This window comes from Streptosporangium longisporum, from assembly GCF_039534895.1.
GTDB classification, from domain to species: domain Bacteria; phylum Actinomycetota; class Actinomycetes; order Streptosporangiales; family Streptosporangiaceae; genus Streptosporangium; species Streptosporangium longisporum.
This window is the reverse complement of record NZ_BAAAWD010000014.1, coordinates 540265-560746: the sequence shown is the minus strand read 5'-3', so window position 1 is coordinate 560746 and position 20482 is coordinate 540265. Positions and strand designations below refer to the sequence as shown.

At 72.8% G+C, this 20482-nt stretch carries 19 protein-coding genes; 8 read left to right on the top strand and 11 right to left on the bottom strand.

What is annotated here, in order from left to right:
• Positions 1 to 8 precede the first annotated feature (8 nt).
• Together ABD832_RS25825 and ABD832_RS25820 are read left to right on the top strand one after the other, a co-directional pair.
• Positions 9 to 1106, top strand: coding sequence for a quinone-dependent dihydroorotate dehydrogenase (locus ABD832_RS25825; RefSeq protein ID WP_344899820.1), 1098 nt, complete (start codon positions 9 to 11; stop codon positions 1104 to 1106).
• Between the two features lie 219 nt (positions 1107 to 1325).
• Entirely contained in the window at positions 1326 to 1532 is a 207-nt protein-coding gene (locus tag ABD832_RS25820) for a heavy-metal-associated domain-containing protein (RefSeq protein WP_344899818.1), read from the top strand.
• A gap of 55 nt (positions 1533 to 1587) precedes the next feature.
• Here the strand turns inward: ABD832_RS25820 and ABD832_RS25815 are convergent, their stop codons facing one another.
• The 4 genes from ABD832_RS25815 to ABD832_RS25800 form a co-directional block, all read right to left on the bottom strand.
• Positions 1588 to 3312 carry a beta-N-acetylhexosaminidase gene (locus ABD832_RS25815; protein ID WP_344899816.1) on the bottom strand — a complete coding sequence of 575 codons (1725 nt, stop codon included), beginning with the start codon at positions 3310 to 3312 and terminating at the stop codon, positions 1588 to 1590.
• Between the two features lie 208 nt (positions 3313 to 3520).
• Complete coding sequence (locus tag ABD832_RS25810; protein WP_344899814.1) at positions 3521 to 4477, bottom strand: N-acetylmuramoyl-L-alanine amidase; 957 nt, start codon at positions 4475 to 4477, stop codon at positions 3521 to 3523.
• Between the two features lie 87 nt (positions 4478 to 4564).
• Positions 4565 to 4813 (bottom strand): hypothetical protein, encoded by a 249-nt coding sequence (locus tag ABD832_RS25805; protein ID WP_344899812.1) that lies wholly within the window; start codon positions 4811 to 4813, stop codon positions 4565 to 4567.
• Between the two features lie 123 nt (positions 4814 to 4936).
• Positions 4937 to 6025 carry a LacI family DNA-binding transcriptional regulator gene (locus tag ABD832_RS25800; RefSeq protein ID WP_399189530.1) on the bottom strand — a complete coding sequence of 363 codons (1089 nt, stop codon included), beginning with the start codon at positions 6023 to 6025 and terminating at the stop codon, positions 4937 to 4939.
• A 135-nt stretch (positions 6026 to 6160) separates the two neighbouring features.
• Between ABD832_RS25800 and ABD832_RS25795 the strand changes: the two genes are divergently transcribed.
• On the top strand, positions 6161 to 6859 hold the full coding sequence (locus ABD832_RS25795) for a TetR/AcrR family transcriptional regulator (protein ID WP_344899808.1): 699 nt from the start codon (positions 6161 to 6163) through the stop codon (positions 6857 to 6859).
• A 293-nt stretch (positions 6860 to 7152) separates the two neighbouring features.
• Here ABD832_RS25795 and bldC read toward each other — a convergent pair whose 3' ends face one another.
• Entirely contained in the window at positions 7153 to 7356 is a 204-nt protein-coding gene (gene bldC, locus ABD832_RS25790; protein ID WP_013133571.1) for a developmental transcriptional regulator BldC, read from the bottom strand.
• Positions 7357 to 7674: 318 nt separating this feature from the next.
• A complete protein-coding gene (locus tag ABD832_RS25785; protein ID WP_344899806.1) occupies positions 7675 to 8541 on the bottom strand; it encodes a DUF8083 family protein in 867 nt (288 codons plus the stop codon).
• Between the two features lie 178 nt (positions 8542 to 8719).
• Here ABD832_RS25785 and ABD832_RS25780 point away from each other — a divergent pair, with 178 nt between their 5' ends.
• Both ABD832_RS25780 and ABD832_RS25775 read left to right on the top strand, forming a co-directional pair.
• Positions 8720 to 9823, top strand: a complete 1104-nt coding sequence (locus ABD832_RS25780; protein WP_344899805.1) for a Leu/Phe/Val dehydrogenase — start codon at positions 8720 to 8722, stop codon at positions 9821 to 9823.
• 148 nt (positions 9824 to 9971) lie between these two features.
• Complete coding sequence (locus ABD832_RS25775) at positions 9972 to 10205, top strand: DUF3073 domain-containing protein (RefSeq protein ID WP_344899803.1); 234 nt, start codon at positions 9972 to 9974, stop codon at positions 10203 to 10205.
• A gap of 190 nt (positions 10206 to 10395) precedes the next feature.
• Here ABD832_RS25775 and purM read toward each other — a convergent pair whose 3' ends face one another.
• Both purM and purF read right to left on the bottom strand, forming a co-directional pair.
• Complete coding sequence (gene purM / locus ABD832_RS25770; protein ID WP_344899802.1) at positions 10396 to 11421, bottom strand: phosphoribosylformylglycinamidine cyclo-ligase; 1026 nt, start codon at positions 11419 to 11421, stop codon at positions 10396 to 10398.
• 52 nt (positions 11422 to 11473) lie between these two features.
• The gene (purF, locus tag ABD832_RS25765; protein ID WP_344899800.1) at positions 11474 to 12919 is read right to left on the bottom strand and encodes an amidophosphoribosyltransferase; all 1446 of its coding nucleotides are present in this window, start codon (positions 12917 to 12919) and stop codon (positions 11474 to 11476) included.
• A gap of 162 nt (positions 12920 to 13081) precedes the next feature.
• Between purF and ABD832_RS25760 the strand changes: the two genes are divergently transcribed.
• The gene (locus ABD832_RS25760; protein WP_344899799.1) at positions 13082 to 14440 is read left to right on the top strand and encodes a hypothetical protein; all 1359 of its coding nucleotides are present in this window, start codon (positions 13082 to 13084) and stop codon (positions 14438 to 14440) included.
• Between the two features lie 139 nt (positions 14441 to 14579).
• Here ABD832_RS25760 and ABD832_RS25755 read toward each other — a convergent pair whose 3' ends face one another.
• On the bottom strand, positions 14580 to 15026 hold the full coding sequence (locus ABD832_RS25755) for a sterol carrier family protein (RefSeq protein WP_344899798.1): 447 nt from the start codon (positions 15024 to 15026) through the stop codon (positions 14580 to 14582).
• A gap of 185 nt (positions 15027 to 15211) precedes the next feature.
• Between ABD832_RS25755 and ABD832_RS25750 the strand changes: the two genes are divergently transcribed.
• Positions 15212 to 17305, top strand: a complete 2094-nt coding sequence (locus ABD832_RS25750; RefSeq protein WP_413224783.1) for a PhoX family protein — start codon at positions 15212 to 15214, stop codon at positions 17303 to 17305.
• Between the two features lie 126 nt (positions 17306 to 17431).
• Here ABD832_RS25750 and ABD832_RS25745 read toward each other — a convergent pair whose 3' ends face one another.
• Complete coding sequence (locus tag ABD832_RS25745) at positions 17432 to 18061, bottom strand: hypothetical protein (protein ID WP_344899795.1); 630 nt, start codon at positions 18059 to 18061, stop codon at positions 17432 to 17434.
• Between the two features lie 216 nt (positions 18062 to 18277).
• Positions 18278 to 19714: an MFS transporter gene (locus ABD832_RS25740; RefSeq protein WP_344899793.1), complete on the bottom strand. Its 1437-nt coding sequence runs from the start codon at positions 19712 to 19714 to the stop codon at positions 18278 to 18280.
• Positions 19715 to 19796: 82 nt separating this feature from the next.
• Here ABD832_RS25740 and ABD832_RS25735 point away from each other — a divergent pair, with 82 nt between their 5' ends.
• Positions 19797 to 20462: a TetR/AcrR family transcriptional regulator gene (locus ABD832_RS25735; protein ID WP_344900082.1), complete on the top strand. Its 666-nt coding sequence runs from the start codon at positions 19797 to 19799 to the stop codon at positions 20460 to 20462.
• The last annotated feature ends 20 nt before the right edge of the window (positions 20463 to 20482 follow it).

The following is a 20482-nucleotide window of genomic DNA, read 5'->3' as shown; positions in this document are numbered from 1 at the left end:
GATCGGTGATGTATCGATTCGTCTTCTCGCAGGTCCTCAGCCGCCTCGACCCGGAGGACGTGCACCGTCTGACGGTCCGCGCGCTCCGTCTCCTCTCCGTGACGCCCGTGGTCAGGCGGCTGGTCCACCGCCGCCTCGCGCCGCGCGACCCCGCGCTGCGCGTGCGGGCCTTCGGCGTGCACTTTCCCGGGCCGTTCGGCCTGGCCGCGGGCTTCGACAAGGACGCCGGCTGCGTGGAGGCCATGTCCGCGCTCGGGTTCGGCCACGTCGAGGTGGGCACGATCACCGCCCACGCCCAGCCCGGCAACGCCCGGCCCCGGCTGTTCCGCCTCGCCGGCAACCGGGCGATCATCAACCGGATGGGCTTCAACAACGACGGCGCGAGCGCCGCGGCCCGCCGGTTGCGCAGGTCCCGGGGCGTCCCGGCGATCGTCGGTGTCAACATCGGCAAGACCAAGGTCGTCCCCGAGTCCGGGGCCGTCGAGGACTACGTGGCCAGCGCCACGGCCCTGGCCCCGCTGGCCGACTACCTGGTCGTCAACGTCAGCTCGCCCAACACGCCGGGGCTGCGCGACCTGCAGGCCGTGGAGCTGCTGGAACCGCTCCTGCGGGCGGTGAAGAAGGTGGCCGACGCCACCCCCAAGCGCACCCCGCTGCTGGTCAAGATCGCCCCGGACCTGGCGGACGCCGACGTGGACGCGGTCGCCGACCTGGCGCTGGAGATCGGGCTCGACGGCATCATCGCCACCAACACCACGGTCGACCGGGAGGCGCTGACCGCCCCGGAGCGGCCCGCTGGCCGTGACGCCGTGCGGGAGAGCGGCGGTCTGTCCGGCCGCCCCCTGAAGGCGCGGTCCCTGGAGGTGCTGCGCAGGCTGCGCGCCCGGGTGGGCGACCGCCTGGTGCTCGTCTCCGTCGGCGGGGTCGAGGACGCGGACGACGTCTGGGAGCGCCTGCTCGCCGGGGCCACCCTGGTCCAGGGATACAGCGCCCTGGTCTACGAGGGGCCGCTGTGGGCGTACCGGATCCACCGCGGGCTCGCCCGCAGGCTCCGCCGCCAGGGCGTGAGCGACCTGCGCGAGATCATCGGCCGCACCGCGGCCTGACGTCCCCTTCCGCCACGGACGGCCCGCCCGAGGGCGGGCCGTCCCCGCCGTCCCTGCGCCTGACCGCCCTTTCCGGCCGGGCCGGCCCTTCTGCAACGTTCCGGTACGGCCCCGCGACCGTCCCGCTCCGTCCCTCCCGCCGATCGCCTCGATCCGCCCGAGCGCCGTCGCGGCCGGGCATATACCCTGGGAGGGTAATCTCAGGACATTGGAGGAACGATGAGCGTGACCACGTACACCGTCACCGGCATGACCTGCGGCCACTGCGTGAGCTCGGTCAAGGAGGAGGTCGGCGAGGTCGCCGGCGTCACCGGTGTCGAGGTCGATCTGGAGACCGGCCGGGTCGAGGTCTCGGGCGACGCGCCTGAGGACGCGGCCGTCCGCGCCGCCATCGAGGAGGCCGGCTACCAGGTGGCCTCCGCCTGACCCGTCCCGTCCGGGCGGAAGGGACAGGCGGGAGGGACGGGCGGCGGGCCGGGCCTCAGACGCTGGGACGGGTGGAGTCGGCCTCGTGGGTCATCTCCTCCAGGTGCCTCATGGCCTCGTCCACGCGGACGACCCCCGGGCGATGGCGCCGGGGGCCCGCCCCGCCGGTCTGCCAGGGACGCGGGCCGTCCTGCGGCCGGTACTCCACGCCGAGCGCGTCGAGGCGGCCCAGGTGGGCCCGGAGCCGGGAGTCGAAACCGTCCCCGGCACCCCCCGACCAGGCCACCTCGGCCAGCGCGCACCCCCGGGGCCAGGCCCGGTAGTCCACCGCGCGCGCGTCGGGCAGCCGCTCGCTCCAGAGCTGGAACTGCGCGCCGAGCACGCGCTCGCGCTCGGCCGGGGTCCACTCCCCGGGAGCGGGCCGGTAGGCCGCCACGTCCGCCACGGTGATCGCGTCGCCGATGGCGATCGGCTCGCGCTCGGAGGACTCCTCGGCGTAGTCGAAGTAGAGCGGGAACACCGGGGTCTGCACCACGTCGTGCCCGGCCGCGGCGGCACGCCTGGCCACGCCGGGCCCCCGCCAGGGCATCACGATCGTGTCGGGCCTGAGCATGCCGCTGACGAACGCCTCGTCCCACACCACCGCCCGGCTGCCGCGCTCGGCCAGCACGTCCGCCAGCCGCCGCAGGAACCAGGCGTGCAGCTCGGCCGGGCTCCCCAGCCCGAGCTCCGCCTGGTAGGCGACGATCTCGGGGGAGGCGGCCCAGTCGTCGAGCACGCACTCGTCCCCGCCGACGTGGACGTACGGGGTCTCGCCCAGCGCCCCGAGGATCTCGTCGAACACGTCGGTCAGGAAGGCGACGGTCTCCGGCAGGGGGGACAGGATCGCGGGGGAGATGCCCCAGCGCTCCAGCACCCGGTGGGGCTCGGGGCGGCGCCCGCCGGTGGCGCGGGCGTCCAGCTCGGGGTAGGCCGCGAGGATCGCCGAGGCGTGCCCCGGCACGTCGATCTCGGGAACCACCGTCACGGCCCGCGCCCGCGCGTAGGCGCCGATCTCGGCCAGGTCGTCCAGCGTGTAGAACCCGCCGTGCGGGACGTCGTCGAAGGCGGGCGCCTCCCGGTGGTGGCCCACGACCGTGCGCGGCCGGTGCGAGCCCACCTCGTGCAGCCGCGGGTGCGCCCGGCTTTCCACCCGCCAACCCTGGTCGTCGACCAGGTGCAGGTGCAGGCGGTTCAGCTTGTGCGCCGCCATCAGGTCGATCATCCTGAGCACCTCGCGCCGGGGCAGGAAGTGCCGCGCCACGTCCAGGTGCACCCCCCGCCAGGAGAACCGGGGCGCGTCCCGCACCCGGCACGCCGGCACGCTCCAGACCGCACCCCCAGGGCCTCCCGCGCCACCGGGACCACCGGGGCCGCCGGGACCACCGGGGCCGCCGGCCGCCGCGCGGAACGCCGCGTCGGGGAGCAGCTGCCGCAGCGTCTGGCCCGCGTAGAAGGCCCCCGCCCGGTCCCCGGCCGTGATCCGCACCCCGCCGGCCGCCACCTCCATCGTGTACGCCTCACGCCCGAGCGCCGGGTCCGTCTCCACCGTGATCGTCCCCGCCTCGCCGGAACGCGCCTCCCCGGAACGCGCCTCGCCGGGAACCGGGTCGAGCACCGCCAGCGCGAGCCGGAGCGCGGCGACCGGTTCGGCGGGGCCGGAGACCGTGAGCCCGAGGGGAAGGTCCACGCGGGCGTCGGCGGCCGTGACGGCCGAGGGGAGCGGCAGGAGATCGGTCATGGTCAGATCATGTCAAGTCACTCCACGCCCCGCCATTCCCGGCACGCCCCACCGGCCTCGGCGGCCCCACGGCCCGCGCGTCCGCACGTCCGCGACGCCCCGTCCCCCGGCGAGCCGTCCGGGCCGCTCCGGGTGAACCGGCCGGCGACCCGACGCGCGCGAGCCGTCCGGGCAGTCCGGGCCGCCCCGCGCGAGCGCCGGCGAGCCGCTACCTCAGGTACGCCTGGAGCCCGTCCGCCAGGGAGAGCGCGACCCTCTGCCGGAACGCCGCCCGCTGGAACTTGGCGGCCTCGGCGGGGTTCTTCATGTTGCCGCACTCGATGAAGATCTTGGGGACCGTGGAGAGGTTCAGGCCGCCGAGGTCGTTGCGGTAGTCCAGGGCCTGCCGGCCGATGTAGGTCGAGTACGCCAGGCCGGTGCCGCGCCGGAAGGCGTCCCGCACGCTCAGGCCGAGCCGCTTGGAGGCCCCGACCACCGGGTCCACCGGCCCGCCGATCTTCCTCGGCATGATCACGTGGAAGCCGTGGTTCGCGGTGCCCGACCCGTCGGCGTGGACCGAGATCGCCGCGTCCGCCCGGGCCCGGTTGCCGATCGCGGCCCGCTGGGTGATGCACGGGCCGACACCGGAGTTGTTCGCGCGGGTCAGCTTGACCGTCGCGCCGCGGCTCTTGAGGATCGCGGTCAGACGCTGGGAGACGTCCCAGGTGAAGGCCGCCTCGCTGTAGCCGTTCGCGGTGGCGGTGCCCGTGGTGTCGCACGCCTTCCACTGGGTCAGCACGTTGACCTTCTTGTTGATCTCCGCGGGGTGGCGGTAGTTCTGCCCGTTGTGCCCGGGGTCGACGACCACGACCTTGCCGGTGAGCGGCCTGGAGCCGGCGGTCCGGCTCGCCGGGCTCACCGCGGGATCGCTCGCCGTGCCGGTCGTGGGGTCGGCCGTGCCGTCCGCCGCGTCGTCGCCCGTCGGGGCGTCCGCACCGTCCGCATCGTCGGCGGGGGAGGTCCCGGTCGCCGGGCCGGAGCCCGCGTCGGCCGCCGGGACCGGTCCGCGTTCCCGCGCGAGGTCAGCGCCGCCGACGCCGCCGGTGTCGCCCGTGCCGCCGCAGGCGGCCGCGCCCAGGCCGCACAGGACAAGGGTCGTCGCGAGTGCTCTGCCGGTCACGCTCATCGCCCCCAAGGTAGGTCGTCGACCACCCAACTTACGTGGCTTGGCGGCGTGGCTCAGCCGTTGTCGCGATATGGACCCTTCCGTCCGTCACCAGGCGTGCTCGCCGACCTCCTGCTTCTGCAGGAGCGAGGCCAGCTCCCTGGCGTCCTCGGCGTCCAGGCCGAGGACCACGCGGGGACGCCCCCATGGGTGGTCGATCGAATGGGCCACGTAGCTGGCCACGGACTCGACCCCCGCGTCCCCGCCGCGGCCCCGGGTGGCCCGCCAGTGGGCCCACGCCCGTTCGAGCTCGGCGGCCGCCCGCTGGGCGCATGACACCAGTTCCGGATCACGCATTGTTACCCCCCTCGTCTCGCTCGGAGTCAACACCGGCGGCGCGCCGTGGTCCGGGATGTTGACCCGGATTTGAGGAGGTCATGGAGCCTGCCTGGGCGTCCTGTAACGCTCCAGGCAGGCCGTTTACCCCGGCGTGGGGCTCGTGCTGCGCCGTACGACCAGCTCGGGGGCGACCTGACGCAGGCGCGAGGCCTTGCCGGGGTCGCCGATCCGGTCGTGCAGCAGGGCGGCGGCGGAACGCCCCATGGCACGGCGTGGCTGGTCCACGGTGGTCAGCGCGACCGGCTGGGTCCCGGCGCGGCGGATGTTGTCGTACCCGACCACGGACAGGTCCTCGGGGACGCGCAGTCCCAGCTCGGCGGCGGCGGACAGGACGCCCATGGCCACCAGGTCGTTGGCGGCGAAGATCGCGGTGGGCCGGGGGTCGCGGGTGAGCAGGCTGTGGGCCGCGCGCGCGCCGCCCTCCTCGCTGGGCTCGCCCTCCTCGACCATGATGTACGGGGCCAGGGAGTGCCTGCGCATCGCGACCAGGTAGCCCTCGCAGCGAAAACGCCCGCAGGAGATGCCGGTCGCCTCGATGTGGGCGATCCTGCGGTGGCCGAGCTCCACCAGGTGGTCGACGGCCAGGCGGGCACCGAGCTGGTCGTCGTCGACGACGATGTCCACGCCGCCGAGGTCGATGTCGCGCTCGCCCACCACGACCGTGGGCGTGTAGCCGGTGGCCTCGACGAGCGTGCCGCTGGTGGGCGCGATGCCGAGCAGGACGAGCCCGTCGACGCGCAGTTCGAGGAAGGCCTCGACCGCCTCGTCCTCGAAGGCGGGGTCCCACTGGCTGTTGCCGATGAGGAGCCTCAGCCCGTCGCCGTGCAGGCTCTCCTGCAGGCCGTCCAGGAACTCGGCGTAGAAGGGGTTGTGCAGGTCGGCGACGAGGGCCCCGACCAGGTGGGTACGGCCCTCGACCAGGCTGCGCGCGACCGCGTTGGGCCGGTAGCCGAGGTCTCTGGCGGCCTGGAGCACGGCCTGGCGGCGGTGCTCGCTGACGTGCGGCGAGCCGCGCAGCACGAGCGAGACCAGTGATTTGGAGACACCGGCTCGTTCTGCCACGTTGCGGATCGTGGGTCTGGGGCGTGGTCCCCCGCCCCCGTCGGACAAGACGGGCGCGGTGAACTCGCGGGCTCGGGTGACGGTGGTGTTGACCGGCGGTCCTGACATGGCTCTCCCCCGGGATGGTGGATGGGCACCTGTCACTCAAAACGATCGAGTTCCGAATGGGGTACGGCCTCGGCGCGAGGGAACTCCGATCTTGACCTCACCGCCGCGCGTGTCGGCTCCGCTAGTGTGCACGGTGTGGGTTCGACATCCGGAGCCGCCGAGCAGGCGAGACCTGCGGCGGGCGGCGCGCGACCGGCACGGCGCAGGCTCAGCGTGGACCGGCGTCGTGAGGAACTCATGATGGCGGCCCTGGAGCTGTTCAGCCGGCATGACGCCGAGGACGTGTCGATCGACGACGTGGCCTTTGCGGCGGGCGCGTCACGGGCCCTGGTCTACCACTACTTCGGCGGCAAGCAGGAGCTGTACGTCGCCGCGCTGAAGAGCGCCGCGGCCCAGCTGGAGGCGCGGCTGCGGCCGCACCAGGACGGGCGCCCGCTGGAGGAGATGGCGGAGGGCCTGACCCGTTACTTCGACTTCGTCGAGGAGCACGCCGCGGGGTTCGCCGCGCTGCTGCGGGGCGGCCCCGCCAACCGCAGCGGTGAGATCGGCGAGATCGTCGACTCCGTCCGGCAGCGGCTGTTCCGTCTGATCATGAAGCAGATGCGGGTCGACGAGCCGGGGCCGGTGCTGCGCATCACGCTGCGCTCGTGGATCGCCTCGGTCGAGACCGCGGGCCTGGACTGGCTGGAGCACCGCGACGTCGGGCGGCCCGGGCTGGAGCGTCTGCTGATCGACCAGATGGTGGCGCTGCTCGGGGCGGCGGCACGGCACGACGCCCAGGTCGCCCGGCTGCTGGCCGATCTGGAGGCGGACCGGCCGGCCGGATCCGGCTGATCCCCGGCGCGCGCGATCGCCCTCCGGTCCCGTCCCGGACGCGTCCCGTCCGGTCTCGCCCCGCGGTTCCGCCCTGTGGCCTCGCCGCGGTCCCGTCCCGCTCGCGTCGGCCCGTCCCCCCTGGGACGGGTGCCCGTCACGGTGTGAGGACCGTCGGGCGTGAGCGCGTGTTCTTCGCGGAACGCGTGCCGGGGCGGCGCCGGGCGGGCGGCGCCGCTCCCCACGAATCTGTGGCCTGCGCGCTCACGTGGTGAGCGCGCACCAATCCCCCTAGGTCGGTAACGGCCCCCGTCTTACTCTGAGCGCTGTTGCGGAATCCCCGCCAGCAGCGCGCGAACCTCGGTCTCCCGGTACCGGCGGTGCCCACCCAGGGTGCGGATGGACGTCAACTTGCCCGCCTTCGCCCACCGGGTCACGGTCTTGGGATCGACCCGGAACATGGTTGCGACCTCCGCCGGGGTGAGCAGCGGCTCTGCCTCGGGTGTACGAGCTGACATTTGTGCGGCCTCTCCTCCATGTGGACCGGCGACAGCGATCCTGCGACTTGACGCTTGTCACGGATGTCCGCCTATGGCCCATGCGTGCGGCTGTTTGGGCCATATGCGGCATCACCCGATGTGACCATACAGCCACGTAGAGCGATTGGCGAGCCTTTGAGCGACTCATCTCTCTTGTACACCTGTTGTGGTCACGCTCGGTGATTCTAGCGACACGTTTCGTGGTATCGCAGTGAAAACGGCAAACTACTCAGTTCGTAGGTGCATCCCCGGTCATCGACGGATCTACTTACGCAGGTCGAAGGGTGGATTTGCGACTCAGTTTGCTGATTCGAGAAGTTGTATTGATCTCCAGCGGAGAATGACGCGCTGATACATGGCGAACGCCAGTTCTTCCTCGCCTTTTTCCAGACCCGTCAGCGCCGCGGCGAGCTCCGCCACCGACTCGTCGGCCTGGAGCGTCTCGTCGTCCATCAGGTTGACGATGCCCCCGTAGTCGAGCTCGACCAGCGAGTGGGGGTGGAACTCCTCCAGCCAGCGCGCCACGTCCTCCACCTCGCCGGTGACCGGGACCTCGCCCACCTGCCTCCTGATGATCTGCAGGGCGCGGGCGCTCCGGCGCCGGGCGTGGGCCATGGACGTGACGTAGATCAGGTTGCGCGTGGTGGTGGTGCCCTCCTGGCCCTGCTGGTCCCCGGGCCCGTCGATGACCAGCCAGCGCTCGTTGCCGTCGAAGGGGACGAACCACGAGGTCGGAACGTGCCAGGTGGAGCCGCGGATGTGGGTGCGCAGCGCGGCCGAGTCGGTGCGGCGCTTGAACCGGTCGAAGTCGTCGGCCGTCTGCGCGGCCACCGCGGCCGGGACGAACCGCTCCATCAGCTTGGGCGGGGTCGCGCCGCGGAAGCGCGAGAAGGCCAGCCAGGACCGCAGCCTGCTCTGCCAGGGGCAGACGTACAGGACGTCCTCCACGCGCCTCAGATAGGCGTTGGGGCTCTCCTGGGCGGGCGCCGGTGCCGGGGGCACCCCGAGGAGGCGGCGCACCGCCTCGCCGTGCTCGGCGTGCAGGGCGCCGGCCCGGCGCGGCCGGTCGGTCGCCTCGGCGTAGGCGGCCCAGGAGGCGCGCTCCGCCGGGGCGAACGCGGCCAGCGGTTCGTAGACGCGGAGGTAAGCGGCGTAGGGCAGCACGACCGCATCGTGTCACGAAGCGCGGGTCGTTGTCCGTAGCCGGAGGCCCCGGGCGGGTGCCGTCTCGGACACTGAGACGGGCCGGTGCGGGAATCGTCCCCAGGCCGGAGGGTGGTTACGCTGAGGGTGATCTCCGCCGCGACGGTGCGGTGGTAACGAACGACTGGGAGTCACCACAGTGACCGACGTCTTCGGGCTGTCCCACAAGGACGCGGGCTCGGTAACCGGCCAGACCAGACACGAGCAGGTCGTCTTCTGCTCCGATGAGCGCAGCGGCCTGCGCGCGATCATCGCCATCCACAACACCGCCCTCGGCCCGGCCCTGGGCGGCACCAGGTTCTACCCGTACGAGAGCGAGCAGGCCGCGCTGGCGGACGTGCTCAACCTCTCGCGGGCGATGGCCTACAAGAACGCCCTCGCCGGGCTCGACCTGGGCGGCGGCAAAGCCGTGATCATCGGGGACCCGGCGGCGGACAAGAGCGAGGCGCTGCTGCGGGCCTACGGCCGCTTCGTCCAGTCGCTGGGGGGCCGCTACTTCACCGCGTGCGACGTCGGCACCTACAGCGAGGACATGGACGTCGTGGCCCGCGAGAGCTCCTACGTGACCGGCCGCACGCTGGCCCACGGCGGCGCGGGCGACTCGTCGATCCTGACCGCCTACGGCGTGTTCCAGGGCATGCGCGCCGCGGCCGAGCACTCCTGGGGCAGCCCGTCGCTGCGCGGCCGCCGGGTCGGCGTGGAGGGGGTGGGCAAGGTGGGCCACCGCCTGGTCGACCACCTGGTCGAGGACGGGGCCGAGGTCGTGGTCTGCGACGTGAGCGAGCGGGCCGTGGAGCGGCTCGTCGGGCGCCACCCGCAGGTGCGGGTGGTCGCCGACCGGCTGGAGCTGACCGCGTCGGCCCTCGACGTCTACGCGCCGTGCGCTCTCGGCGGGGCGCTGGACGACGACACCGTGGCCCGGCTGAGCGCCACGGTCGTCTGCGGCGGGGCCAACAACCAGCTCGGTCACCCCGGCGTGGAGAAGCAGCTCGCCGACCGCGGGATCCTCTACGCGCCCGACTACGTGGTCAACGCCGGCGGGGTCATCCAGGTCGCCGACGAGATCGAGGGATTCAACATGGACCGGGCGCGGGCAAAGGCCACCCAGATCTACGACACGACTCTCAAGATCTTCTCCAGCGCGGCGGAGGATGGCGTACCTCCGGCCGTCGCAGCCGATAGGCTAGCCGAGCGCAGAATGTCGGAAGTCGGGCGAATCAGGGGCATTTGGCTAGGCCACTAGCCCCACACGCCCATACGGCGTACCGAGCCGGGCGTAAAACGGGTACGGTTGTAGGCGAACGAGAGCTGACGCTCAAGTCAGGTGCGTCAGCGCGTGGTGCGTTAGCGACGAGGGGTCGGGCACGACCCCACACGAGGGGGTCGAGCCAATGGGGCGCGGCCGAGCAAAGGCCAAGCAGGTCAAGGTTGCTCGCCAGCTGAAGTACAACAGCGGTGGCACTGATCTTGAGCGTCTTCGCGACGAGCTCGGAGTCAGAGACGACTCCAACCACGACGACGACTCCAACGACGCCTACGACGAGCTGGCGGAGCGGTACGCCGACTACGCCGAGGACTTCGGCGCCGGTGACGACCGCGACGACGGGCCCTCCGGCCGCCGCTAGGCGGCTTCCAGATCAGCGGTGATGCGGGACACCCGGCGGTGAACGGCCGCCGGGTGTTCTTCTCGTCCGGCGGTCCGTGATCGGTGACAGAAGGCGCTCCGGGTCACCCGGAGCGCCTTTCGCCGTCCCCGGGCACTCCCGGATCGCCGCTCCGGGAGCGCTCCGAGGCCGCTCGGGGACCGCTCCGGGATCAGCTGAAGCGCGCCCGGCCGGTGCCCGGCACGACCTCGCCCAGCACCCAGGCCGGCAGGTCCCGCCCGCCCAGCAGCGCCAGGGCCGCGTCCACGGCCTCCGCGGGGACGATCGCCGCCATGCCCACGCCCAGGTTGAACGTCCGGTCCATGTCGTCCCGGTCCACCCCGCCGTGCCCGGCGAGCACCTCGAAGACGGCCGGGGGCGTCCAGGACGAGCGGTCCAGGACCGCGTCCAGCCCGGACGGCAGCGAACGGGACAGGTTGCCCGCCAGGCCGCCGCCGGTGATGTGCGCGTACGCGTGCACCTCGACCGTGCGGGCCAGCTCCAGGCAGTCGAGCGAGTAGATCCTGGTCGGCTCCAGCAGCTCCTCGCCCAGCGTCCTGCCCAGCTCGGGCACCTCGGCCTCCAGCGAGAGGCCGGCGCTCGCGATGATGTGCCGGACCAGCGAGTAGCCGTTGGAGTGCACGCCCGAGGAGGCCAGGGCGAGGACCACGTCGCCCTCGCGGACCCTGTGCCCGCCGAGCATCGCGTCGGCCTCCACCACGCCGGTGGCGGCCCCCGCGAGGTCGTACTCGTCGGCGCCCATGGCACCGGGGTGCTCGGCCGTCTCGCCGCCGATCAGCGCGCAGCCGGCCAGCCGGCAGCCCTCGGCGACACCGCCGACGATCTCGGCGATCCGCTCGGGCACGACCTTGCCGCAGGCGATGTAGTCGGTCATGAAGAGCGGCTCGGCGCCGCAGACCACCAGGTCGTCGACGACCATGCCGACCAGGTCGATCCCGATCGTGTCGTGCTTGTCCAGCCGCTGGGCCAGCATGACCTTGGTGCCGACGCCGTCGGTGGAGCTGGTCAGCAGCGGGCGCCGGTACGACAGCAGGGCCGAGGCGTCGAAGAGACCGGCGAAGCCGCTGGGGTCGTCCACCACCTCGGGCCGGCGCGACCGCGCGACCTTCTCCTTCATCAGCTCGACGGCGCGCTCGCCCGCCTCGATGTCCACCCCGGCGGTCGCGTAACTGGTCATCGGGCGTCTCTCCTCGGGCGGGCGGCCCGGCCCTTCCGGGCCCGGGCGCGGCTCACAGCTTGGCCTCCAGCACGAACTTGCCCACGTTGTCCTGGTCGATGGGGATCGGGTAGTTCCCGTCGAAGCAGGCGCGGCAGAGCCGGTCGGCCGGGATCGTGGTGGCCGCGGTCAGGCCCTCCAGGGAGATGTAGCCCAGCGAGTCGGCGCCCAGCGAGGCGCGGATCTCCTCCACGCCGAGCGAGCCGGCGATCAGCTCGGCCCGGGTGGCGAAGTCGATGCCGTAGAAGCAGGGCCAGCTGACCGGCGGGGAGGAGATCCGGACGTGGACCTCGACGGCACCCGCCTCGCGGAGCATCTTGACGATCGCCCGCTGCGTGTTGCCCCGCACGATGGAGTCGTCCACGACCACCAGGCGCTTGCCCGCGACGACCTCCCTCAGCGGGTTGAGCTTCAGGCGGATGCCCAGCTGGCGGATCGTCTGGGACGGCTGGATGAAGGTCCGGCCCACGTAGGAGTTCTTGACGAGCCCCTGACCGTACGGGATCCCGCTCGCCTCGGCGTAGCCGACGGCGGCGGGGGTGCCCGACTCGGGCGTGGGGATGACCAGGTCGGCCTCGACCGGGTGCTCGCGGGCCAGCACCCGGCCGACCTCGACGCGGGTGCTCTGCACGCCGCGCCCGGCGATCGTGGTGTCCGGACGGGCCAGGTAGACGTACTCGAACAGGCAGCCCTTGGGCTCGGACAGGGCGAACCTGCGCGAACGCACCCCGCGCTCGTCGATGGTGATCAGCTCGCCCGGCTCGATCTCGCGGACGAACGTGGCGCCCACGATGTCCAGGGCCGCGGTCTCCGAGGCGACCGCCCAGCCGCGCTCCAGGCGTCCGAGGACCAGCGGGCGCACGCCCTGCGGGTCACGGGCCGCGTACAGCGTCTTCTCGTCCATGAAGACGAGCGAGTAGGCGCCCCTGACCTGCGGGAGGAGCTGCGCGGCCGCGTCGTCGACGGACCGGCCGCGGTCCTGGGCCAGCAGCGCCGCCAGCACCTCGGTGTCGGTGGTCGCCCGGGTGGAGCCCGGTGCCAGGCGCCGGGCCAGCTCCGGGGTGTTGATCAGGTTGCCGTTGTGGGCGAGCGCGAGCCCGCCGCCGTCGGTCGAGCTCAGCGTGGGCTGCGCGTTCTCCCAGACACTGGACCCGGTGGTCGAGTAGCGGCAGTGGCCGATCGCCAGGTGGCCGCGGAGGGTTCCGAGCACGGACTCGTCGAAGACCTGGGCCACCAGGCCCATGTCCTTGTAGACGAGGATTCTGCTGCCTTCACTGACCGCGATGCCCGCGGACTCCTGGCCGCGGTGCTGCAACGCGTACAGCCCGTAGTAGGTGAGTTTGGAGACTTCTTCCCCAGGGGCCCAGACCCCGAAGACGCCACATGCGTCCTTCGGAGGCAGGTCGTGGGGGTCAAGGTCATGGCTCAGATGGCCGTCGCCCTTCAGCACATGCTTCATTCTAGGTCGGCTTCCTCCCTGCTCGCACCCCCGGGTCCGTTCCGCGACATGCCGCACCCTGACCGAAGGGTCATCGGCGTTTTGCCGTGTCAGCCTGTTTCGCGGGGAAGGAGAGGGGGATTCTGGGGTATCCGGCCATGTCCGAGCGTCGGGAGAAGAGACGTGACAACACCTGTGGACCCGAACCAGCCCGATCCGCGGCGCGAGCCCCGTGAGCGGCGTCCCGAGCAGGAAGGGTCCGGTGCGGAGGAGCCCTCCGGCGGAGCCGCTTCCGGTCCCGGGAACGCCGGAGACGTCGGAGGTCCCGGAAGCGCCGGAGACCCCAGAGATGCCGGGGACCCGAGAGGTGCAGGGGACCCGAGAGGTGCAGGGGACGCCGTCCGCGGGAGTTCCGCTCCCGGCGGGTCGAGCGCCTTCGACCCCGACGACCCGCCCACCTCGCCGCTCCCCTCCCAGGACGATCCCTACGGGGAGTCCTCCCGTCCGGTCCCGGGCGGCACGCCGTCCGCCTACCCGGGCTGGGAGAGCACCTCGCAGACCCCGGGCGCGACCGGCCCTTCGGGGTCACCCGTCGCTCCCACCACGCCCTCGCGGTACGACCCGCCGACGTCGACCGGCCCGTCCGGTCCGTCCGGTTCGTCCCAGCGGCCCGAGCAGCCCGGGTACGGCGGGCAGCAGGGACAGGAGCAGCAGGGGTGGCAGGGGCGGGCGTCCTCGCCGCAGGAGCCCGCGGGTGGCTTCCAGGCGGCCTCGGGCTCCGGCTCCGGACGGCCCGAGCAGCCCGAGCAGTCCGGCCGGTGGGAGCAGCCGGGGCAGGCGGACCGGCCCGGTTACGGCGGGCAGCCGGAGTACCAGGGACAGGGGGAACAGACCGGACCCGGCGGACAGCCCGGCTACGGCGGGCAGCCGGGTCAGGGCGACCGGCAGGGATACGGCGAGCAACCGGGACACGAAGGCCGGCAGGGATATGCGGGACAGCCCGGCTACGGCGGGCAGCCAGGACAGGAGGGTCAGGGATACACGGGGCAGCCCGGCTACGGCGGGCAGCCGGGATACGAGGGACAGCAGGCCGGGCAGTCCTACGCCCAGCCCGGCGCGCAGGCGCCCTCGGGGGCCGGCCCCTACCCGCAGGCCCAGGGCGGCGCGGCCTACCCGTCGGCACCCGGCTACCCGGGCCAGCCCTATCCGGAGCATCCCGGGGATAGGCGCAGACCGGGCGGGGGGCTCGGCACCGCCGCTCTCGTCCTGGGGATCGTGTCCCTGCTGCTGCTGGTCGTCTGCGGCCTGGGCGTGCTGGTGGCGATCGTCGGCCTGATCCTGGGCATCGTCGCGCTGGTCAAGCGGTCCAACCCCGGCCGGGCCTGGGTGGGCATCGTGCTGAGCATCCTCACCCTGGTGCTCGCCGCGGTCCTGGTGAGCTGGCTCTACAACAAGGTCGGCGACTGCGTGAACCTGCCCCAGGAGCTCCAGCAGCGCTGCATCGAGGAGAAGTTCGGCGTCCAGGTACGACCCGCGCCGTGACCCCGCAGGGGCCCGCCCGTCCAGGGCGGGCCCGGTGCGGTCCTGTCCGTCCGATCCGGTGGGTCCGTACCCTACGGCCCGCGCCGGTCCACCCGCGCGGGCACGCCCGCAGGGGCACGGCCCCGCCGGGGCGGAACGGTCAGCGCAGCGGCAGGTGGTCCGACAGGTCGGCCCGGGCCCCGCTGGCCGCCACCCTGCCGGCCGCCATCGCCTCCGCCCAGGTCATGCGGCCGGTGGCGAGGTCCAGCCAGGTGCGCGCGTCGGTCTCCACCACGTTGGGCGGGGTGCCGCGGGTGTGCCGGGGCCCCTCCACGCACTGCACCGCCGCGTAGGGCGGGACCCGGACCTCGACGGTCCGGCCGGGGGCGGCCGTCGCCAGCTCGTCCAGCAGGTGGCGTACGGCGAAGCGGGTGATCTCCCGTTCGGGCCGGACCTGCCGCTCGAAGGCCCGCGACACCACGCTCACGCAGGCTCCCAGCAGGGCGGCGAGCCCTCCGGGACCGTCGTAGGGCGGCTCGTCGAGAGCGCTCAGCTGGGCGTCGAGGGCGGCGCGTACCTTGGCGGCGTCGGGCTTGTGAGGTGGCACGTCCACCATGATGCCCGCGGGGAGCGGCCGGTACGGACCGGAGGGCCCGCAGGGCGGGTGCACGATCCCTTCTGAGCAGCCGTTTCCGTGAACGGTTCATCGTCCGGGTGAACGTCGTTCACCCCGGGTTCGGCCGGCCCGCGTAGCGTCCCGGCCGAAAGACCTCGCCCCCTTTGGAGGACCCTGTGGCGAACACGGCGCCGCGCAGACTGCTCCCCTTGCTCATGAGCCCGCACAAGGGTGGGCGTAGCGCGCTCACCTGCCGGTTCCGCTGCGGTGACCAGTGCGCCCATGACGTGGTGAACACCAGTGACAACACCTACTTCGGCGACGTGGTCGCCGAGGCCGTGAGCCGCCGGGGCATGCTGCGCGCCGGTGCCCTGGGCGCGCTGGTCGCCGGGGTGGGGGCCGGCATGTCCGCTCCCGCCGTCGCCGACCCGGACGTGGACGCCCTGGAGCGCGGTCGCGGCCACGGCCACGGGCAGGGACACGGCGGCCGGAACGGCCTGCGCTTCACCGCCGTCCCACCCAACACCGAGGACAGGGTGACCGTCCCGCCGGGGTACCTGTCGGCGCCCGTGGTGCGCTGGGGGGACCCGGTGCTGCCCGGTGCCCCCGCGTTCGACTTCGAGAACCAGACGGCCGAGGCCCAGGCCGCCCAGTTCGGCTACAACTGCGACTACGTGACGCTCTTCCCGCTGGGACAGCGGCGCGGCCTGCTCTGGGTCAACCACGAGTACACCGACGAGAACCTGATGTTCCGCGGCTACACCGACGGCACCGCCGCGACCGAGGAGCAGATCAGGATCGGGATGGCCGCCCACGGCGGCTCGGTGGTCGAGATCGAGCGGGTGGGCTCCTCCGGCCAGTGGAAGCTGGTCACCCGGGGGTCCCGCCGCTACAACCGCCGCATCACCGTGCACACCCCCATGAGGTTCACCGGCCCGGCGGCGGGCAGCGACCTGCTCAAGACCGCCGCCGACCCGGCGGGCACCAGGCCGGTCGGCATGCTGAACAACTGCGCGGGCGGCACCACGCCGTGGGGCACGGTGCTCAGCGGCGAGGAGAACTTCAACCAGTACTTCGTCAACGGCACCGCCGTGCCCGAGGCCCAGAAGCCCTTCCTGGCCCGGTACGCGGTGAACACCACCAGCGCGATCCCGAGCGGGAACCGCCGTTTCGACCGGGTCGAGGAGCGCTTCGACCTGGCCAAGCACCCCAACGAGATCAACCGCACCGGCTGGATCGTGGAGATCGACCCGTTCGACCCCGACTCCACCCCGATCAAGCGCACCGCCCTGGGCCGGATGTGCCACGAGGGCGCCACCACCTCCCTGGCCGCCGACGGCCGGGTGGTGGCCTACATGGGCGACGACTCGCGGTTCGAGTACGTCTACAAGTTCGTCTCCAGGAAGCGCTACATCCCGGGCTTCGACCGGCACAACCGGACGCTGCTGGACGACGGCACGCTGTACGTGGCCCGCTTCACCGGCGACAGCCCGGCCACGGAGATCGACGGCACCGGGAAGCTCCCCGCCGACGGGCGGTTCGACGGCTCCGGGACGTGGATCCCGCTGGTCACCGGCAACGTCTCGCACGTGCCCGGCATGACGGCCGCCGAGGTGCTCGTCTACACGCGGTCGGCGGCCGACAAGGTCGGGGCGACCAAGATGGACCGTCCCGAGGACGTGGAGCGCAACCCCGTCACCGGCGGCGTCTACGTGGCCCTGACCAACAACTCCAACCGGACCCCGGCCCAGGTGGACGAGGCCAACCCGCGCCCGGCCAACAAGCACGGCCACGTCCTGGAGATCGTCGAGCGGCGCAACGACGCCGGGGCCACGACCTTCGCCTGGTGGCTGCCGCTGGTCTGCGGTGACCCGGACGACCCCGCGACCTACTTCTCCGGGTTCGACAAGAGCCAGGTCTCGCCAATCTCCTGTCCGGACAACGTCGCCTTCGACCCCGAGGGCAACCTGTGGGTCTCCACCGACGGCAACCAGCTCGGCGCCCACGACGGCCTGTTCGCCATGCCGGTCCAGGGTCCCGAGCGCGGCCACCTGAAGCAGTTCCTGAGCATGCCGGTCGGTGCGGAGACCTGCGGCCCGCTGGTCACCGCGGACCGGCGCAGCGTCTTCGTCGCCGTCCAGCACCCGGGCGAGACCAACGGCGCCACCGTCGAGAACCCCAGCAGCCACTGGCCCGACGGCGGGACATCCCAGCCCCGCCCGTCCGTGGTGGTCGCCTGGCACGCCCGGGGCGGCCGGATCGGTTCCTGACCGGGGCCGGGAGGACCGGCTCACAGGAACGGCCCCGTCCCCGCCACTCCGCCATGGGTGGTGAGGACGGGGCCGTTCCCTTCCCGGAGGGTCCCGGGAGTCCGGTCTTCCCACAGGGCTCCGGGATCACCCGCCGAAGAACTGCCGGACGCTGAACCTCCGCACCCGCAGGGGTGCGGAGTCCCGGCCGATCACCTGGATCCGCCGGACGCGGGTCCGCCGGTCCACCGTGACCTTCACGCACCTCAGGCAGGCCCCGTGGCGGCCCGGCAGGGCGGAGTAGGAGACGGACACGGCGCGGTGCGCCAGGCCCCGGCCGGACAGGCCGAGCCCCACCTCCCGGTAGAGGCGTCTCGATCCCTTCAGGGTGAACGCGGTGGAGCCGATGATCGCGTGGTCCGATCCGGGAGGGCAGTGCACGAACACCCGGACGTGGCTCGCCTGGCGCGGCCACCGGGGAAGGACGCGCAGCGACGCGACGTCCCGCCACGCCGGTGGGATCCCGTCGCCGTCGCCTCCTGAGGGTCCCGCGGAGGCCGTCCCGGTCGTGACGCCCTTCGCGGTGCTCGCCGTAGCCGTAGCCGTAGCCGTGGCCGTGGCCGTGGCCGTGGCCGTAGCCGGGGTCGGGACCTCGGCCGGAGCGGCCGGGGAGGTCGTGGCGCGCGGTGCGGGGGTGAGGGCGGTGTCATGCCCGGCCGGGACGCCCGGCCCCATCAGGAGGACGGCGGCCGTCACCACCGGTGTCACCGAACGCATGTGCTCCTCCTGCCGGGCACCCGGGTGGTGGCGTGCCCGCCGGGTGCGGACACGGGTTCGGAGGGAGCGAGATGGGCGAGGCCCGGAGCGCGGGCCCGGCCGGTCGTTCCGATTATGCCGGTCATGTCGGCACGGGCAGCGGAGCCGCGCGGGAACGCGCACGTCACGGCCTCCCGACGGGACCGTGGACGCGCGCGTTCCTCTGCCGGAGGTCCGCTACCCCACCGGGACGGCGGGTCGCCCGGCGGACGCGGCCGGTCGCCGCGGGGAGCGGCCGATCCGCAGCGACAGCAGGCTGACCGGCACGCCCACCGCGATGATGACCGCGGCGACGACCAGCGTGTCGCGGTAGGCGTCCAGGAAGGCCGCCGCCTGCCCGGCCCCCTCGGCCAGCGACGCCGACTGCCGGGCACTCAGTATCGCTCCCAGGAGCGTGATCCCGAGCAGGCCGAAGACCTCGCGCGAGACGTTCAGCACGCCCGAGGCGATCCCCGTCCGGCCGGCGGGGAGGGTGCCCAGGATCGCGGTGGTGAGCGGCACCAGCATGCCGCCGCCCAGCCCGTAGACCAGGAACCACGGCAGCAGGTCGCCGTACGACCCGCCCTGCCCGACGAACGAGATCGCGAAGACCGCCACGGCCATCAGCGCGAGCCCGGCCGCCACGACCGACGCGGTCCCGGCGGCCCGTTCCAGCCTCGGCGCGACGGCCGCGCTGACGGCCATCAGCAGCGCCATCGGCACGAACGCCGCACCGGCCTCGATCGGTGAGAAGCCCAGCGCGTTCTGCAGATACAGCGCGGTGAAGAAGTAGATCCCGAACACGCCGAAGGACCACAGGCCCATCGAGAGCGTGCCCCCGCTGAACACCCTCGACCGGAACAGCGACAGGTCGATCATCGGCTCCCGGCTCCTGATCTCGATCGTCGTGAACGCCAGCGCGGAGACGGCCGCGATCCCGAACGCACCCAGGATGGCCGGCGAGGTCCACCCGGCCCCCGCGCCCTCGATGAGCGCGTACGTCAGCGCGAACAGGGCCAGGCTGGAGGTCACCAGCCCGGGGACGTCGAGGCCGCGCCGTACCCGCTCCGGCGGGCCGGTCCTGATGGCCCACAGGCCGAGGCCGAACGTCACCACCCCGATCGGCACGTTGATCAGGTAGATCCAGCCCCAGTGCCAGCGCTCGCTGATGAGCCCGCCGGTCAGCGGCCCGAGGGCCAGCGCCAGCGCGCCCACCGCGCTCCACAGGCCGACCGCGGTCGCGCGCTCCCGCGGGCCCGGGAAGACCGAGGTGAGCAGTGCCAGCGCGGTGGGGGTCAGGAACGCCGCGCCCACCCCCTGCACGGCCCTGGTGGCGATCAGCATGCCGCCTCCGGTGGACAGCCCGGCCGCCAGCGACGCGGCGGTGAACACCACCAGGCCGATCAGGAAGATCCGCCGCCTTCCGAAGACGTCGGCCAGGCGCCCGCCCACGAGCATCAGCCCGGCGAACACCAGGATGTAGCCGCTCACGATCCATTCCAGGCCCGAGACGCTCAACCCGAGATCGCGCTGGATCGTCGGCAGCGCCACGTTGACCACGTTGTTGTCGAGATAGGTCATGAAGGTGGCCAGGGAGATCGCTCCCAGTGCCCACCACCTGCGGGTGTCGGTCATCCCATTTCCTCTACGTCGTACTTATACGCTGTACATGTACGGTGCACAGTGGAACCCGTACGGCGTATAGTTGTCAAGCGTGATGGGAAAACTGACCCGCGAGGCGGTCGTCGAGCGGGCGCTGGAGATCGGTGACGCCGAAGGGCTGAACGCGGTGACCATCCGGCGCCTGGCCCAGGAGCTGGGCGTCACGCCGATGGCGCTCTACTGGCACTTCAAGAACAAGGAGCAGCTCACCGTCGCGATGGCCGACCACCTGGTCGAGGGGTTCGTGATCGGCCAGGAGCACGCCGGCCCGTGGCAGGAGCGGCTCCGCGAGCTCGTCACCGGCCTGGTGCGGATCCTGCGGCGGCACCCGTGCGCGGCGTCCGTGCTCGGCGAGGTGGAGTACCTGGAGGTGCCCGCCTTCCTGCGGGTGTGGGACACCAGCCTCGGCCTGGCCAAGCGCGGAGGGTTCTCCCCCGACGAGATCTGCATGATCTCCCAGTACCTGCTCCAGGGCACGATCGCGCTGGCGGCCGGCCCCACCAGACACTGCGTTCCCGGCCTGTCCGGGCCGGAGATGGCCGAGCGGACGCGCCTGAAGAGGGTCAGGCTGCAGTCACTGCCGCCGGACGTCTACCCGCACATCGTGGAGATGGCCGCCCCGCTGTCCGAGGACGGCCCCCCTGACCTCTACGACACCTTCGGCGTCGACCTCCTGATCACCGGCATCGAGGCGCTGGCCACCCGTACCTCCGGCCGGTGACCCCGCGTGGCCCCCGGCGG

What these genes read in the sequence shown, in the direction of transcription:
- ABD832_RS25815 (WP_344899816.1), bottom strand. Translation starts at nt 3,312, where the DNA reads ATGACCGATCTCCTGCCGCTCCCCTCGGCCGTCACGGCCGCCGACGCC.
- ABD832_RS25740 (WP_344899793.1), bottom strand. Translation starts at nt 19,714, where the DNA reads ATGACCGACACCCGCAGGTGGTGGGCACTGGGAGCGATCTCCCTGGCC.
- ABD832_RS25775 (WP_344899803.1), top strand. Translation starts at nt 9,972, where the DNA reads ATGGGGCGCGGCCGAGCAAAGGCCAAGCAGGTCAAGGTTGCTCGCCAG.
- purM (WP_344899802.1), bottom strand. Translation starts at nt 11,421, where the DNA reads ATGACCAGTTACGCGACCGCCGGGGTGGACATCGAGGCGGGCGAGCGC.
- ABD832_RS25810 (WP_344899814.1), bottom strand. Translation starts at nt 4,477, where the DNA reads ATGAGCGTGACCGGCAGAGCACTCGCGACGACCCTTGTCCTGTGCGGC.
- ABD832_RS25800 (WP_399189530.1), bottom strand. Translation starts at nt 6,025, where the DNA reads ATGTCAGGACCGCCGGTCAACACCACCGTCACCCGAGCCCGCGAGTTC.
- bldC (WP_013133571.1), bottom strand. Translation starts at nt 7,356, where the DNA reads ATGTCAGCTCGTACACCCGAGGCAGAGCCGCTGCTCACCCCGGCGGAG.
- ABD832_RS25735 (WP_344900082.1), top strand. Translation starts at nt 19,797, where the DNA reads ATGGGAAAACTGACCCGCGAGGCGGTCGTCGAGCGGGCGCTGGAGATC.
- ABD832_RS25820 (WP_344899818.1), top strand. Translation starts at nt 1,326, where the DNA reads ATGAGCGTGACCACGTACACCGTCACCGGCATGACCTGCGGCCACTGC.
- ABD832_RS25805 (WP_344899812.1), bottom strand. Translation starts at nt 4,813, where the DNA reads ATGCGTGATCCGGAACTGGTGTCATGCGCCCAGCGGGCGGCCGCCGAG.
- ABD832_RS25825 (WP_344899820.1), top strand. Translation starts at nt 9, where the DNA reads ATGTATCGATTCGTCTTCTCGCAGGTCCTCAGCCGCCTCGACCCGGAG.
- ABD832_RS25745 (WP_344899795.1), bottom strand. Translation starts at nt 18,061, where the DNA reads ATGCGTTCGGTGACACCGGTGGTGACGGCCGCCGTCCTCCTGATGGGG.
- purF (WP_344899800.1), bottom strand. Translation starts at nt 12,919, where the DNA reads ATGAAGCATGTGCTGAAGGGCGACGGCCATCTGAGCCATGACCTTGAC.